Source organism: Belliella buryatensis (assembly GCF_900188245.1).
GTDB classification, from domain to species: domain Bacteria; phylum Bacteroidota; class Bacteroidia; order Cytophagales; family Cyclobacteriaceae; genus Belliella; species Belliella buryatensis.
Genome location: NZ_FZOK01000004.1, coordinates 119369 through 135572, shown reverse-complemented (window position 1 = coordinate 135572; position 16204 = coordinate 119369). Strand labels below are relative to the sequence as shown.

Here is a 16204-nt window from a genome sequence, read left to right as displayed (position 1 = left end):
TAAATTTGAACATTTGGAGCATCTAACATAATATCATTTAGTTATAATCACTAATTAATCGATTGGAAGTTTTTTATTTTTTCTCAAAACAGTTTTGAATGCAGGTTTATGCTATTATTTATCTTAAGATTTTTAATTTAAGTGTTCAATCAATAATCGTCCTATGAAAAACACTTACTTAAAATTACCTTTTCTTGTGATTTTATTATGCTTTGCAAGCATTACACTAGCACAGAAATCCAACTTCACAGTATCAGATGCAATCAATGTTAAATCAATTAGTAATACTACATTATCGGATGACGGAAGATATCTCGCTGGCATCATTGCAGATGGAAGATCAAGATTTGGTGTAGATCACTTTAGATTTCAAGACCCATCATACATCAATGTTTTCCCGGGAGACTTTGTCATCATGGATGTCAATTCGGGAACGATGATGTATTCTTATCGAGCTCAATCTCAGGTAACATCTTTTGCATGGTCTCCTGATTCAAAAGAATTGGCTTTTTTAGAGCAAAAGGGAGAGAAACTTCATTTGATGATTTATGAAGTGGCTAAAAAGCGAATCAAAGAAGTGAAAATTGGTGGGAATCCATTGCTTGCCAATTCTAATTTGACTTGGACTCCCGACGGTAAAGCCTTGATGGTCCATGCTCGCGCAAGTGATTGGCTAGATAGAGCCATGGAACTATACAATGAAGCTACCAAAGGCCCGGTAGTAGTTTATGATAGCAATAAACCTTTTCTGAAATGGGATGAAATTAGAAATACCAATTCCCTAACTAGAGTATTGCGTGTTGATTTAGTAACGGGAATTCCACAAGAGTTACTTCCAGAATCCAATTATGGAGGAGTTTATCTTTCTGATGATAATCAGTTTTTAATTTTTAATGAGACTTTTCCCTTGAAAACTTCCTATGTAAGAAATGAAGGCACAGAATATCAGGTGGCGTATAAGCAATTGAGTGACCTGGACTCTACGCTTATCCTATATAAGAAGAACAAGCAAAGAAGAAATTTCAACTGGTCTGATAGCAAAGCAAAATTTGCTTGGGTGGATTCAGGCTATGTATATGTTCAGACGCTTGGTCAAGATGATGCAAAGAATCTTACCAAAGGCAAAGCTTATACAGATGAGGAAAAGAAAAAGGAAGTGAAGTTTTCGGTTAATTCTTGGTCACCTTCTGAAGGGAAATTGCTACTAAGTTCGGATAAAGGATACTGGTTGGTAGATGCTCAGGGCGAAAATTTAGAATTGGTCTATGAATTTCCTGAGGATAAGGAAAAGGCTCCTAGTTTAAGTTTAGCCAATTGGTCGGATGATGAGAGGTATCTCTATTTTTCATATAGCGAAAAGGATGTGTGGAGAAGAGGGTTTGTACGCTACGACTTACGAGAAAAGAAAATGGAGGATTTGATTATTGACCATAGACTGTATAGCGGACTCCAAAGGCCTAAAAAATCAGATAAAATCATTCTCAATCTGTCCGATGGAGACATGCCAGGTGATTTGGTTGTGACAGATTGGACATTTAAAGAAATGAAACCCCTGACCAATCTCAATCCATGGCTTGCTGATAAAAAGATGACTCGATCAGAATTGATCTCTTACAGAAATGTAGATGGTAAAGAAATGAAAGGGATCTTATATTACCCTGTAGATTATGAAGAAGGGATAAAATATCCGCTTGTATGTGAGGTTTATGAAACGTTCTTTGCTAATGGCTACAATAGAAATATGAATCTTTTCGCAAACCAAGGATACTTTGCACTTCGTCCTTCTGTGGATTTGGAAATGGGTTATCCAGGGGAGGCTTGGGTAAAAGGGATCACGGCTGCGATCAATAAACTTGTGGATGAAGGCAAGGTAGATAATGACAAAGTGGGTGTACAAGGGGGAAGTTATGGTGGGTATGCAACATCATTACTGATCACACAGACGGATAGGTTTGCAGCAGCTATCAATATTTCTGGAAAAGTCAATATCATCAGCTTTTTAGGTGACAGTCCGAAGATCGGAACGAGAAACTATACGGCTGCTGAATATGGACAAGATAGGATAGGAGGTACCCTCTGGGATGAACCTTTGAAGTACCTTGCTACTACAGCAGTGCTTTATGCTGATAGGATCAAAACCCCTCACATGATCATGACTGGTGAAGGTGATTGGAATGTACCTGGCACCAATTCTCGTGAGTTATACTATGCCATGCGAAGACTTGGTAAAGATGTAGTTTGGGTTAATTATCTCAATGGTGGTCATGGTGCTGGTGCTGCTTCAGATGAAAGCGATTTTCACGATCATTGGAATAGGATTTTTGAGTTTTATGAAAGGCATTTCAATAAAAAAGATAGTGAAAAGGCTGAAAAAGATTAGGTAAGCTGTTGAAAACAAATTGAATAGGAGGATTTTTATTTCTTTCATATGTGGATTATTGAAATATTTGATATAAATTTCTACGCTATGAAAAAAATATTAATCCTCCTATTTTCCACATTCTTTTTAGTAGGATGTAGTAATCAACCTATCAAAATAAAGGTAGAAGAAATTAAAGATGATATTGTTAGAATCATTATTAAAAATGAAACTGAAATTGATTATGAGAAAATTGCAATTATAATTGATTATCTGGGTGATAAAAAAGAAATAATAAAAGTTGACACTGTTAGTTACAAAATGGATACCCTCTCTGACTGTGGATCTTGTGTATTCTTAAAATCCAATGAATCAACTTTTATTGTTCAAAAAGTCCCATCAGGTACTAAATTTATAAAAGCAAGATATTATTCTTCTGAATGATTATCTTCTCGCAATTGGTGCTGCAATACAGCTTTCTGGGATATCAAAGGCATCGGTAAGCGCTAAGGCATTTTTTCTGATTTCCCAACATAGCTGGTTGACTTCTTTTCTTATTGCTTTTGTTTTCACACCTTCCATATAACCTTGCTCGAGATACCATCCTCTATTTTTCTCTATGGTATGAAGAGCAAATAATTGACAAAGTTGTTCCAAAGCTTCTTGTGTGCCTTGATCTTTTGTTTCCATGACTACTTTTTGAAATTCTTCCAAGATTACCCTTTCAATATAGGCTTGACCTACATTGATCAAATGATGCTGAACTACATTGAAGGCATCAAATGAATCCATGCCTTGGTCTATATGTCTTTTGATTCGCTGTGCTGCACTTGAAAGTATGGCTCTTTCCCTGTATTTAAAGGCGCTTAAGTGGAAATCCATGTCCAGTAAGTGAGTTTGATCAGTACTTCTGACAATCAGTGGGTTTTTTTCAGTAATGGTCGTTTTTGCTTGATTGGCGACGTAATTGAAAATTGTGAACATATTCATATCCCCAAATTCTTGTCTGAATTCTGTAAGCCTGTTTTTTGCGACTAGTTGCATCAAGACTACATTGTCACCTTCAAAAGTGGTGTACACATCAGTATCATTTTTTAATGCATCAATCCTATTTTCTGACAAGTACCCTTTACCACCACAAGCTTCCCTGCATTCTTGCAAAGTAGCCGTCGTAAACCATGTGCTGTATGCTTTCAGACCTGCTGCTAATGCTTCGATTTCCTGAGCATCGTCTTCACTTCGATCTAAAAACCGTTTTGTTAAATACCTAAGTGCAAAATGAAGTGCATAGCTTGTGGCCAAAGGTGGCATCAATCGACGTTGATGCATCCTGTAGTTCAAAATTGGAACTTCCTCACCACCTTCTGGCCCAAATTGTTTTCTTTTCTCTGCATGACGGATTGCAATTGTTAAACCAACCTTAGTGGCAGATAGGGCAGATCTTGGTATCCCAATTCTACCACCAACCAAAGTGCCTAGCATGGTAAAAAACCTCCTATTATCAGAACTGATTGGACTTTCAAATTCACCAGCTTCATTGACAGTGGAGAATTTATCCAGCATGTTTTCTTTTGGGATGACCACTTGATTGAAATAGATTACACCGTTATCGACTCCATTTAAGCCCATCTTTCTGCCACAATCTTCAATTTTCACTCCTTCAATCATATCACCATTAACTGTTCTCAAAGGAACAATAAAAGCATTAACACCAAAATCTTCACCATTGATGATCAGTTTGGCGAATACAGTGGCTTTTTGTCCATGAAGTGCGGCATTACCAATGTATTCTTTCCTTGCATCTGGATTGGGTGTATGGATGGTAAAGGTTTTATTTTGATGATCGTAAGTTGCAGTTGTTTCTAAGCCTCTGACATTTGAACCATGACCAGTCTCTGTCATCGCAAAACAACCAGGAAGCTTTAGACTTCCGATGTCCTTCAGGTACTTTTGATGATGCTTGTCTGTTCCCAAAAAATAAACACTCATACCCCAAAGCCCAAATTGGACTCCAAATTTGATGACCATACTCAAATCGTGGTAGGAAAGCGTTTCCATTATGGTGAAATATCCTTCCATATCATCCTTTCCATTAGCAAATTTGGGGAAAGCCCATGCGCCAAACCCCTGTTTCGCCAATTCCTGACACCACAATAAAGTTTGCTCTCGTTGCGCTGTCAAACTTTCAAATTCTTGGAAAGCAAATGAAGGATCCGAAATGACAGTCTTGACCCTTTTGATTAAATCTACCTGTCTTCCATCCAAAATCTTGGTCATTTCCTTGACCTCAAAATTTTGCTCTGCATGATGTGAAGTGGTGATAGTTTGATGGCCAGCTTGGAAACTGTACCTGGCTTCTTTACCCAAGAGACCTAGTAACTCTTCCGTTTTCTCAAAACTTTGAATTGTCTTCGGGATGAAGGAGATATCACTAGCATATTTTGTTGCTAAAGATACCCCAATTTCTGTTAAACTTGTTTCAGAATTGAGCTTAAGAGATTTGATTTCTTTTCTCCATGCTTTCAGTTCTTTAGGCTTTGGAGGATTCTGTGGATCTAATTGCTGAAGCAACCAAGTCTTCTCTTTTTTCTTTAGCCAATTTTGCTTGTTGACTAAGGTTTCCATTTCTTTGATCTCAGTCGGTGTAAGTACACTATCAGCCCATAAGGTGTAGTATATTGGGAGGAAAATTAAAAGTTTTGGGTTTTCCTGAAGAAAATCTGAATGTAGCATAGGAATGTAGTTGGTTCTATTAAATATACTGAAAAATACGTTCAAAGTTGTCTAGGGGTTAAGTCATTCTTTTTATAAACAATTAGCTGACATTTGCCTGAGAACCTATAATTTTGAGCCAAGATCAACTTAATCAGCATCGTGCCAGATAAATTTATAGCTTTTCAACATGCCATCGAGAGTTACGAAATTCCGGAGATTTTTAACTTCCCGTTTTATTATGAACCCTCACCTATAGCCAAAATAGCAGCGTTTCAACTGCAAGATTATCTGACGCATCAACAAGACTGGAAACATAATTTTGGATTTGATCCAGATGACGAAAGCTTAGCAATTGGTAAGATGTTTGGCGTATTGGTGGTCAAAAAGCCAAATGAGGAAATTGGTTTTCTAGCTGCGTTTTCAGGAAAGTTAGCAGATAGCAATCACCATCAATATTTTGTTCCTCCCGTTTTCGATATGTTAGCAGAAGACGGCTTTTTCAAACAAGAGGAAGCAGTCTTGAATGCTCTTAATACAAAAATTAAGGAAATTGAGCTTGACAATGACTTTTTAGATGCTCTGGATGAATTGAAGCAGCTGAAAATGCAGGCAAATGATGAAATCTTCGCTGGTAGAGATCAAGTGAAGCAGGCACAAAAGAGAAGAAAGGCCATCCGTACAGAAGCTTCAAAAATTCTATTATCCGAAGAATACGAAACCTTGATGGAAGGACAGCGAGAAGAAAGTCTACGTATGCAGTATTTTCAAAGGGTTTTGGAAAAAGAATGGTTGGACAAGATCACTGTTAAGGAAAAGGAACTAGAACCTCGTCAAGAATTGATCGCAAGATTGAAATCAGAGAGGAAAGAAAGGTCACAGCAATTACAAGATCAGCTTTTTGATCAGTATAAGTTTTTGAATGCGAATCAAAAATGGAAAAGCTTGAAGCAAATATTTAAAGAAGAATTAAAGCTTCCTATACCTGCCGCGGCAGGTGAATGTGCTGCACCTAAGTTGCTCCATTATGCTTTCAAATATGGTTTGCATCCGATAGCCTTGGCTGAATTTTGGTGGGGGAGACCGCCTAAGTCAGAGGTTAGAAGACATGGTGAATTTTACCCTGCTTGTAGGTCTAAGTGTGAGCCTATTTTGGGGCATATGCTGCAAGGCTTGCAAGTAGAAGAAAACCCCATGCTTAAAAATCCTGCTGAAGGTAAGCAATTGGACATCATCTATGAAGATGATGCTTTGATGGTCATCAATAAGCCGGCGGAATTTCTATCTGTACCAGGTAAGCATATCAGTGACTCTGTTCAAAAAAGAATTACTGCGCTTCATCCAGATGCTGTACTGGTGCATAGGCTGGATCAGAGTACTTCTGGGATTATTTTGGTAGCTAAAACAAAAGTAGCTCATACACAACTCCAAGCACAATTTATCAAAAGGACAGTCACAAAACGTTACATCGCTTTGCTGAATGGCATTGTTTCATCTAAGCAGGGATTGATTGATTTACCAATTAGGGTAGATTTAGACAATAGACCCAGACAAATGGTTTGTTATCAATATGGAAAACCAGCAAAAACAAAATTTGAAGTAATAGAGATTATAAACGGTCAAACAAGGATTTCCTTTTTTCCAATCACAGGTCGGACGCACCAGCTCCGAGTCCACGCAGCACATCCAAGTGGATTGGGAACACCGATCGTTGGTGATGATTTGTATGGGCAAAAAAGCAATAGGCTTCATCTTCATGCAGCTTACCTAGAGTTCACGCACCCCAATTCCAAAGAGCGAGTGAGTTTCCAAGTGGAATCTCCTTTCTGAATTTATCTTCTTTTGTCCATTAATGTAAAAATCCCTTTTGAATGGGCTTTTATTCTTTATTTTTAAAACCTAATCTTAAACGTTAACTATGAAATTCATAAAAATTTATTTGAGTTTGCTCTTGAGCGGAATCATGGGGATTGCATCTGCACAAGATGCACCTAATTGGCTGAGGTATTCGGCAATTTCTCCTGATGGTTCCAAGATTGCCTTTACTTACAAAGGAGATCTTTATACTGTTCCAACCATTGGGGGGAAAGCCATACAATTGACTTTCCACGAAGCACATGACTTTATGCCAGTTTGGAGTAAGGATAGTCAAAAGATTGCATTTGCATCAGACCGATATGGCAATTTTGATGTTTTCATCATGGATGCAGAAGGAGGAGCTGCAAGTAGGTTGACTTATCATTCTAATGACGAGATGCCTTACACTTTTTCAGCAGATGGCAATCATGTGATTTTTGGGGGAGTTAGACAAGATTTAGCTGAGCATAGACAATATCCAACGGGCTCGCAGCCTGAATTGTACCAAGTACCCACCAAAGGTGGTCGGGTAGATCAAGTTTGGACGCTACCAGCAGAATATGTTAAAGTAAGTGCTGATGGTAAAAAGATGATCTATCAAGACAAGAAAGGTGGAGAAAATGAATGGAGAAAAAAACATCAGTCTGCAATTACAAGAGATATCTGGGTTTATGATAGTGAAAGCAATACCCATAAAATGTTGACAAGTTTTGGTGGTGAAGACAGAAATCCAGTTTTTGCTCCAGGAGATAAGGATATTTATTACCTCTCTGAGGAAAAAGGAAGTTTCAATGTTTTCAAAATGAACTTGGAGAATCCAACTCAGAAAAAGGCGTTGACTGAATTAAAGGATTTTCCAGTGAGATTTTTATCAATTGCAGACAATGGATTGCTATCATTCTCCTATGATGGAGAATTATACACGATGAAGGAGGGTGAAAGTCCTAAAAAAGTTGATGTAGCGATCAAAACACAACCAATCAGTAATTCAGACAGCTTTATCTCCATCAATGGGGGTGTAAGAGAGATGTCTATTTCTCCAGATGGAAAGGAAATTGCCTTTATTGCTCGAGGTGAAGTTTTTGTAACCTCAGTAGATGGTGCATTGACCAAGCGAATTACAAGTACACCAGAGCAGGAACAATTTGTACAGTTTGCTCCAGATGGTAAGTCATTGGTTTATGCAAGCGAGCGTGATGGGAAGTGGACGATTTATCAAGCTAAGAAAGTTAGAGAAAAAGAAGAGCCATTTTTCTTTGCTAGTACATTGATAAAAGAAGAAGTGCTAGTTTCAAATGAATATGATAATTATCAGCCTCAGATATCCCCTGATGGGAAAAAGTTGGCTTATATCGAAGGAAGAAGAAGCTTGAAAGTAATGGATTTGGGAGATAAATCTACTGTAACCTTGATGGGACCTGAGCATTTAATGCACATGAGAGATGGTGATCAGTATTTCAATTGGAGTCCAGATAGTAAGTGGTTGCTAGCATCTTATAGACCAACCATGGCCAATGGAGAGATCGTGTTGTTAGATGCCACAGGTAAGAAACCAATGGAAAACCTGACCAAGAGTGGATATGGAGATAGAAGTGCCAAATGGGTAAATGGTGGCAAGCAAATGCTTTGGTTTTCCAATAGAGATGGTTTGAAAGGTTTCGCTACAAGTGGAGGTGCACAAAATGATGTTTATACCTTGTTTTTCACCAAAGATGCATTTGAGAAGTTCAGCCTGAGCAAAGAAGATTATGACCTGATGAAGGAAGTGGAGAAAGCCAATAAAAAAGGTGATGATAAAAAAGATGAAAAGAAAGACGACAAGAAAGTTGAGGATCTGAAATTCGATTGGGAAGACCTCGTAGACCGTAAGGCTAGACTTACCATACATTCATCTTCATTAGGAGATGCAGTTTTGGATAAAGATGGTGAGAAGTTATATTATTTGGCGAGGTTTGAAAAAGGCATGAACCTATGGAGTACAGACCTGCGTACCAAGGAGACAAAAATGGAATTGAAGCTTGATGCAGGAGGAGGAAGTTTGGAATGGGATAAGGAGATGAAAAACCTTTATTTACTTAGTGGAGGAACCATAGCTAAAATCACCAGCAATGGTACCAAAAGAGAGGCGATCAGAATTGCAGGTGAAATGAGCATGGACACGGAAGCAGAAAGAGCACATCTTTTTGAACATATTAAGATCAGAACCAAAGGTGTGTTCTATACTCCTGATATGCATGGAGTAGACTGGGACGCGCTAGCAGCATCATATGAAAAATACCTTCCTCACATTGGAAATGGCTATGAGTTTGCAGAGATGCTTTCAGAACTGATAGGAGAGTTGAACGTATCCCATGCTGGTGCGAGATACAATAGAAGTGTTCCTCAATCTGATGCCACTGCTTCATTGGGGATATTCATGGATTATTCCCACCAAGGTGACGGAATTAAGATAACTGAAATCATCAAAGGCTCACCACTTGATAAATCAGACCTAAATATCAAGGCTGGCATGGTCATCGAAAAAATTGATGGAGAAACCATATCTTCTGATAAGGATGTAGCCCAATATTTCAATAGAAAGGCTAATAAGTTTACTTTACTAGAAATAGTAGATCCAAGTAATAATAGTCGCCAGCAAATAACTGTGAAGCCTATTTCTTTGGGTGAAGAAAATAGGTTGCTCTACACCCGCTGGGTTAAGAAGAATCAAGAAGAGGTAGAGAAGCTTTCAGAAGGTAAGTTAGGCTATGTGCATATTCCTGGTATGTCTGATGGACCTTATAGAAATACTTATGAAGAAATGATGGGTAAATTCCATGACAAAGAAGGTGTCATCGTAGATACCAGATTCAATGGTGGTGGTGATTTGGTTGCTGATTTAGCCATGTTTTTTACAGGAGAAAAATTCATCACTTATGCTACAGAAGATAGAGATGTAGGTTATGAGCCTACTTTCAGATGGACCAAACCAACTTTGGCTATGTTCAATGAGGCTAACTATTCAGACGGACATTGTTTTGCTTGTGGTTATACTGATTTGAATATTGGGAAAACGGTTGGCATGCCGACTCCGGGTACTTGTTCTTTTGCTGGTTGGGAATCTTTGCCCGATGGAACTAGATGGGGTGTGGTTCCAATTTCAGCAAAAAACAAAGCTGGGGAGTGGATGGAAAACAATGAAACTGCTCCTCAATTCCAAGTAAAAAATATGCCGGGTAAAATAGATAAAGGTGTTGATCAACAATTGGAGAAAGCAGTTGTAGAGCTATTAAAAGATGTAAATTAAAGTATTTGTAATCAATTTATTATGTGTACTTTGTTCAATAATTAAATTAACAATAAAAAAAGCCTGATCGTTAGACCAGGCTTTTTTTATTGTTTCTTAAAAGTGAAAAAGAAGTGCCTCAAGAAGTTTTCTCAAGTCTATATTTAGAAGCCAATTCTCCCTCAATTCTATTACCATCTAGGTCAAGATGAAAGAGTACATTTTCACCAACGAAGTACATATTTGGGGCATCCTCTTCATTAAGCGTAATAGTATTACCGTCATCATTCCAAGTAAAGGTGCCACCGCTTTCTATAACTTTTTGATCTCCTTTTCCGAGATATATAACTTTTTTAACATAAGAATTTCCACTTCCCAATTCGATAATTGTTTCAATACCTTCACAATCTGCACATGGGAGCACGCCTTTGTAAATGCCCATATAATCTAATGAAGTCATAGCAGTATGATGATCGATAAAATCATCAGGAATCTCACCTGTTTCAAACATTTCGTCATCTATCACTAGATTTTCAGTCTCTTTAGACTTTTGGCAAGAGATCATCATTGAAGCCATTGCCAAGACAAAACCGAAATTTAAGAGTTGCTTTTTCATAGTTTTTTTGCTGCGTAAAAAGGTTGTTTGTTATAGTCGGTAATTTAATCAATTTTCTTTGGAAAATGTAAATGCTCAATTTCGCTGTTTTTGATCAGTTTGTTATTATTAATCGGATTTTTAAACCTTTCAGCATTTGTTTTAAACCAATAACATAAAGGTAAAGTAAGTGGACTTTCTATTTGACTAATGGTTTGAGTTAGGATGGTGGAAAATCTAATTTTGTAATTGATTCAAACCTAATTCAAAACCTAGAGTTTATCATTCATTCAATTAACAAAATGCTTAAAAATACTTTTCTTCTTCTTGGATTTCTTCTGATTCTCTCGTCAAATAGTATTGCTCAATCTATCAGTGGTAGAGTAGTGGATAAAAACACCAAAGAGACCCTTCCGGGTGCTTATGTGTTTATCAAATCCGAGTTTAACGAGACGATCGCATCTACATTCACGGATGGAAATGGTGTATTTTCTTTCAAGAAGCCCACAATCAATACTTTCAACATAGAAGTGACTTTTGTTGGTTATACTAAATTCACAAAAAAGATAGAAAGGTTAGAAAATAATAACCTTGGTGATATTGAAATATCTGAAGATGGGGAATTGTTAGAAACTTTTGAAATCAAGGCACAGATTCTGACTGGTGAAGTCAAAGGTGATACGGTGGCTTTCAATGCCAATGCATTCAAAACTCGTCCACAAGCCAATGCTGATGAATTAATTAGAAAAATGCCCGGCGTAGTGATGCGGGGAGGTACTATTGAGGTTCAAGGTGAGGTAGTTGGAAGGGTATTGGTAGATGGAGAGCCTTTCTTCGGAGATAATCCAGCTATGGCTATGGCTAACTTACCTGTGGAAATTATCGATAAAATCGAATTTTTGGATCAAAGAAGTGACCAAGCCGTTTTGACTGGTTTTGATGATGGGAATACGATAAAAACTATCAATATCATCACCAAAAAGGAAGTGAAGTCGGGCATGTTTGGTAGGCTTTCGGGAGGATATGGTACTGATAATAATTACATTGGCAGTGGCGCGTTGAATTTCTTCAATGGGACAAGGCGAACAACAGTTTTGGGCTTGACAAATAATATCAATCAGCAAAACTTCTCTTCTGACGATCTTTCGGGTGCCTTTGGCGAAGAAGGTGGTCAAGCTGGCGGAGGAGGAAGAGGTGGCAATCCTCTTCAAACTTGGGAGAGGCCAGGTATCACAGTTACCAATGCTTTAGGGGTGAATTTCTCTGATAAATTTGACGAGGGCAAGGCCAAATTTACTGGTTCTTATTTCTTTAATGATAATAGAAATACATTAAATAGAATATCTTCTAGAACGTACATACTACCTAGCGATAGTTTACAACTGTATGACCAGGAGACGAATAATATCAGTAATAGTAGACGTCATAGATTAGATATGAGGTTAGATTATGACATTACAGATAGACATGCGATCATTTGGCGACCAAGATTTAATTATCAAGAAAGAGATTATATCAATACTACTGTAGCGCAGAACTTATTTGATAGACAAAATCCAATCAACGAAATTGTAAATACGACTTCAGGTTCTAGCAATTGGTTCAGTTTTGACAATGATTTCACTTACAGATATAAGTTTGCCAAACCAGGAAGAGTGCTTTCCACCAGTGCAACTACTAGACTGAATAGCAGTGACAGAGAAAGTAGACTAACCTCTGTCAATAGAGATTTCAGTACCAATCAGATTGACAGCTTGATTCAAAACACCATTTTTAATTCCAATAATTTCAATTACAGGGTAAGGTTTGATTATAATGAACCAATATCTGAAAAGTCTCAGTTGAGATTACAATACAGTATTGGCAATGATATCGGTCGAACAGAACAAGATGTGAGACAAAGAGAAGCCGAGTCTATGAACTTCCAACTAGACTCCACATTATCAAACACCTTTGAAAACACCTATTTGCAGCAGCGAAGTGGAATTGGATACAGGTTCAACAATGAAAAGTTCAGGATCTTCACTTCTGTAGATTATGAAGTTTCAAATTTGGATAGTGATAGGATTTTCCCAGGTTTTGAAAATACACAGAGGACTTTCAAAAATATCATACCAAGAGCTGTGATCAATTTCAATGCCTCTGAAAAAACGAATATCAGACTAGATTACAGAACAAGAACGGATGCCCCTTCCATAAGACAGTTGCAAGAAGTAATTGATAATAGAAATCCAATTCAAATCTTTTCAGGAAATGCAGATCTAGTTCAAGAGTATGAGCACAGATTATTCGCGAGGTTAAGAAAAATAGACACTGAGTCTTCAAGGTCATTCTTTATGTTTGTATCAGGCTCAACGAGGAATAATTATCTCGGCAACTCCACGCTTGTAGCTGCTAGGGATACTTTAATAGATGGAGAAGTACTTTTGAGGCAAGGTGGACAATTCAATAAACCCGTCAATTTAGATGGATATTGGGATGCAAGAACTTACATGTCATTTGGTTTTCCATTGTCTGCATTAAAAAGTAACATTAATATTAGCACAAGAGTAAATTACTCCAATAGGCCCGGTTTGATCAATGATCAGTTAAATATTAATAAAAATTTCGCTGTAGGTCCAGGTGTTGGAATTAGTAGTAACATCAGTGAAAGGGTAGATTTCAACCTATCGACGGAAGGTAGCTTCAATACAATTCGAAGCAGTATTCAGACATCTTTGAATAATAATTTTTATACACAAAATACCAGATTAGATTTGTATTGGCAATTTTTAGGAGGCTTATTCATCAGTTCAAATATGAATCATATGGTGTTTCAAGGGCTAGGAGATGGCTTTGATAGAACAATCATGCTGATGAATGCTGATATCGGTTATAGGTTTGGAGCAAAAGAGCAACTTGAAGCCAAATTGACTATATTTGATCTACTCAATCAAAACACAGCGATCTCAAGAGACGTGACAGATGTATTTATCCAAGATCAGAGAACTAATGTGCTAACCAGATTCGTCATGTTGAGTGTAACCTACAACTTGAGGAGTTTTGGAGGTAAAAATAGAGCAGAGTAGCTATAATTAGCTAATTTGGATATGTCGATACACAAAATTTTTCCAGTAGCTACATAAAAAAATCCAATTAGCTTAACCTTGGTACTGATAGATAATAGAGACTAATTGATATTGACAAATAGTAACCAATTAGCCCTATGCATTGATTTACAGGAGGTTAAGTGTATAATCAGATTCGAATATAAAAAATAAATACAAAGCCATTTCCTACCTCACAGGAAATGGCTTTGTGATTTTTTCCCTAATCACTTCCTTTAGTGATTCTCCACAGAGCACCACACAAGCGATAGCAAGCAGTAAATCTTTAATTACTCTTAAGAGTATCATTTGCATAGAAAAACCATCTCTGATTTCCATAAATGCTAATATGGCTACTACAATTAAAAAAAAGACAGCTGCTATACCAGCTCCAATCGCACTTAGCTTTGGTTGTTTGAAGTGGGACAAAATCAGTCCACCAATACACAAACCTAGTAGCATGACAATGCCTCCCGTTAGTATATTCCCGTTTGAACTTAATGCTCCCCACAGGTTTATAATACCGAAATAAATGAAATAGAAGGCTATTCCATATCTTAAAATCAATTTAGCTTTTCTTTCAATACTGAGAATATTATCTATCATAGCTTTTGGGGTTTACCAGTCATTTTCTCTTTTGATATGATTCCATTCTGACTTCAGAATACTATAGTAAATGGTGTCCCTCCTTCTTTCCTTAGTCATCAATGTATGACTTCTGAGTACGCCCTCTTCAATCGCTCCAATGTTTCTAAGAGCTTTTCTTGCTTGCGTATTGAGCACGTCAGTTTTGAATTCTACCCTTTCCATGTAAAGTTTTTCAAATGCATAAGTTAGCATGATCTGTTTGACTTGTGCATTGATTCCACTTCCCTGATGTGGTTTAGCCAACCATGTCCACCCGATCTCAATTCTTCTATCTCTCAGAGCGTAGTTTCCAAAAGCAGTAGAACCCAAAATGATATTCTCGGCTTTATCTATAATCACAAATTGCAACCTGTCTTTTTTCAAAGCAGGTCTAGCCCAATCAATTAATCCATCTTTATTAGAAAGGTCATGAGTATAAAACTTCCACATTTCTGATTCTTGTGTAAATTCAAAAAGCTGAGCCAAGTCACTCTCCAAAAGTGGCCTTAATAACAACTTCTCACTTTCAAGTTTCAAATTAAAGTCAATTTGCATGTTGTTTTATTAGGTATAAAGTGCCGTGATTGCTTGATTAAAAACAGATACTTCTTCCATAGTTCCTGTGCTGATTCTACACCATTCATTGAATGGGGGGAAAGGTCTGCCAATTATTACACCTTTTTCTCGCATTTTCTCTGCAAGTTGTACTACATCTTGTTTGGCATCAAAAAACACAAAATTTGCTTGCGAATGTAAATACTGTAGTCCTAAACGATCAAGTGTCATTTCAATTGACTTTCTAGCTTCAATATTTTTTTGCAAGCTGAACTGATAAAACTCGTCATCACTTAGTGCTGCTTTAGCTGCCTCTATGGCCATTATATTGAGATTGGCTACAACTCGTCCAGATAAATCCGCAGCAATTTCAGGCTTGGCAATTAGGTATCCAATTCTGATTCCAGCAAGACCATAAATTTTAGATAAGGTTTTTGATACAATGACATTTTTCCCCTTTTTGACCAATTCTACCATTGAAGGATAATTAGTGTCTTCTATGTAGTCATAGTATGCTTCATCGCTGAACACCATGGTCTTGTTACTCACAGATTCGCAAAAATCCATGACTTGCTGAGCAGGAAGCAGTTTGCCAGTTGGATTATTGGGATTGCATAGAAAGACTAATTTGGTATTGCTACTGATTCGATTTTCCATTTCAGGAAGGTCAAAGTTCATCTCTTGATCCAGAGGTACCCAATTGACTCTGCCTCCCCAAATCTCCGCATATGTCATCAGTGATAGAAATGTAGGAAGACCAGAAATGATCTCACCTCCATTATTAGCATAGGTAAGTCCGGCGATTTTCAATCCTTCTGTAGATCCAGCCGTAAGTACGATATGATCAGATGGCACCCCCTCTTTGGCAGCAATCATATCAATCAAAGGTTGATTATATGCCCAAGGATATCTGCATGAAAGATCAAAACCTTTTTGCATTGCCTCTCGCATCGATTGAGATGGGCCATAAGGGTTCTCGTTTGAACCTAGACGGATGAGAGGTTCTAAGGGTCTTGGGTTGAACTTGGTTTCCTCCTCAGCTGTCAAAGAATTGTATGTGCCAAATCCCCCCAAAAATGCTAGACCTGCGGTCAAGGAGGATTTTTTTAACCAATCTCTTCTAGATACATTCATAAGTTGTGACTTTA

10 protein-coding genes are annotated in these 16204 nt (G+C 37.5%); 5 read left to right on the top strand and 5 right to left on the bottom strand.

Annotation, left to right across the window (positions count from 1 at the left end; genetic code table 11):
- The first annotated feature begins 163 nt into the window (after window positions 1-163).
- Window positions 164-2380, top strand: coding sequence for an alpha/beta hydrolase family protein (locus CHB66_RS05500; RefSeq protein ID WP_089238810.1), 2217 nt, complete (start codon window positions 164-166; stop codon window positions 2378-2380).
- Window positions 2381-2467: 87 nt separating this feature from the next.
- Window positions 2468-2803, top strand: a complete 336-nt coding sequence (locus CHB66_RS05495) for a hypothetical protein (protein WP_141107372.1) — start codon at window positions 2468-2470, stop codon at window positions 2801-2803.
- Here the strand turns inward: CHB66_RS05495 and CHB66_RS05490 are convergent, their stop codons facing one another.
- A complete protein-coding gene (locus tag CHB66_RS05490; RefSeq protein ID WP_089238806.1) occupies window positions 2804-5092 on the bottom strand; it encodes an acyl-CoA dehydrogenase family protein in 2289 nt (762 codons plus the stop codon). It abuts the gene before it with no gap.
- A gap of 141 nt (window positions 5093-5233) precedes the next feature.
- Between CHB66_RS05490 and CHB66_RS05485 the strand changes: the two genes are divergently transcribed.
- On the top strand, window positions 5234-6901 hold the full coding sequence (locus CHB66_RS05485) for an RluA family pseudouridine synthase (RefSeq protein WP_089238804.1): 1668 nt from the start codon (window positions 5234-5236) through the stop codon (window positions 6899-6901).
- Between the two features lie 88 nt (window positions 6902-6989).
- Window positions 6990-10214, top strand: a complete 3225-nt coding sequence (locus CHB66_RS05480; RefSeq protein WP_089238802.1) for a S41 family peptidase — start codon at window positions 6990-6992, stop codon at window positions 10212-10214.
- Between the two features lie 118 nt (window positions 10215-10332).
- Here CHB66_RS05480 and CHB66_RS05475 read toward each other — a convergent pair whose 3' ends face one another.
- The gene (locus CHB66_RS05475) at window positions 10333-10809 is read right to left on the bottom strand and encodes a copper resistance protein NlpE (RefSeq protein WP_089238800.1); all 477 of its coding nucleotides are present in this window, start codon (window positions 10807-10809) and stop codon (window positions 10333-10335) included.
- 281 nt (window positions 10810-11090) lie between these two features.
- On the opposite strand from CHB66_RS05475, the gene CHB66_RS05470 reads away from it, so the two are divergent.
- The gene (locus CHB66_RS05470; protein ID WP_089238798.1) at window positions 11091-13856 is read left to right on the top strand and encodes a TonB-dependent receptor; all 2766 of its coding nucleotides are present in this window, start codon (window positions 11091-11093) and stop codon (window positions 13854-13856) included.
- Between the two features lie 207 nt (window positions 13857-14063).
- Here CHB66_RS05470 and CHB66_RS05465 read toward each other — a convergent pair whose 3' ends face one another.
- From CHB66_RS05465 to CHB66_RS05455, 3 genes are read right to left on the bottom strand one after another with little or no spacing between them, the layout of a single operon-like run.
- Complete coding sequence (locus CHB66_RS05465) at window positions 14064-14480, bottom strand: hypothetical protein (protein WP_089238796.1); 417 nt, start codon at window positions 14478-14480, stop codon at window positions 14064-14066.
- A 12-nt stretch (window positions 14481-14492) separates the two neighbouring features.
- Entirely contained in the window at window positions 14493-15056 is a 564-nt protein-coding gene (locus CHB66_RS05460; protein WP_089238794.1) for a GNAT family N-acetyltransferase, read from the bottom strand.
- 9 nt (window positions 15057-15065) lie between these two features.
- Entirely contained in the window at window positions 15066-16190 is a 1125-nt protein-coding gene (locus CHB66_RS05455; protein ID WP_089238792.1) for a pyridoxal phosphate-dependent aminotransferase, read from the bottom strand.
- Window positions 16191-16204 lie beyond the last annotated feature (14 nt).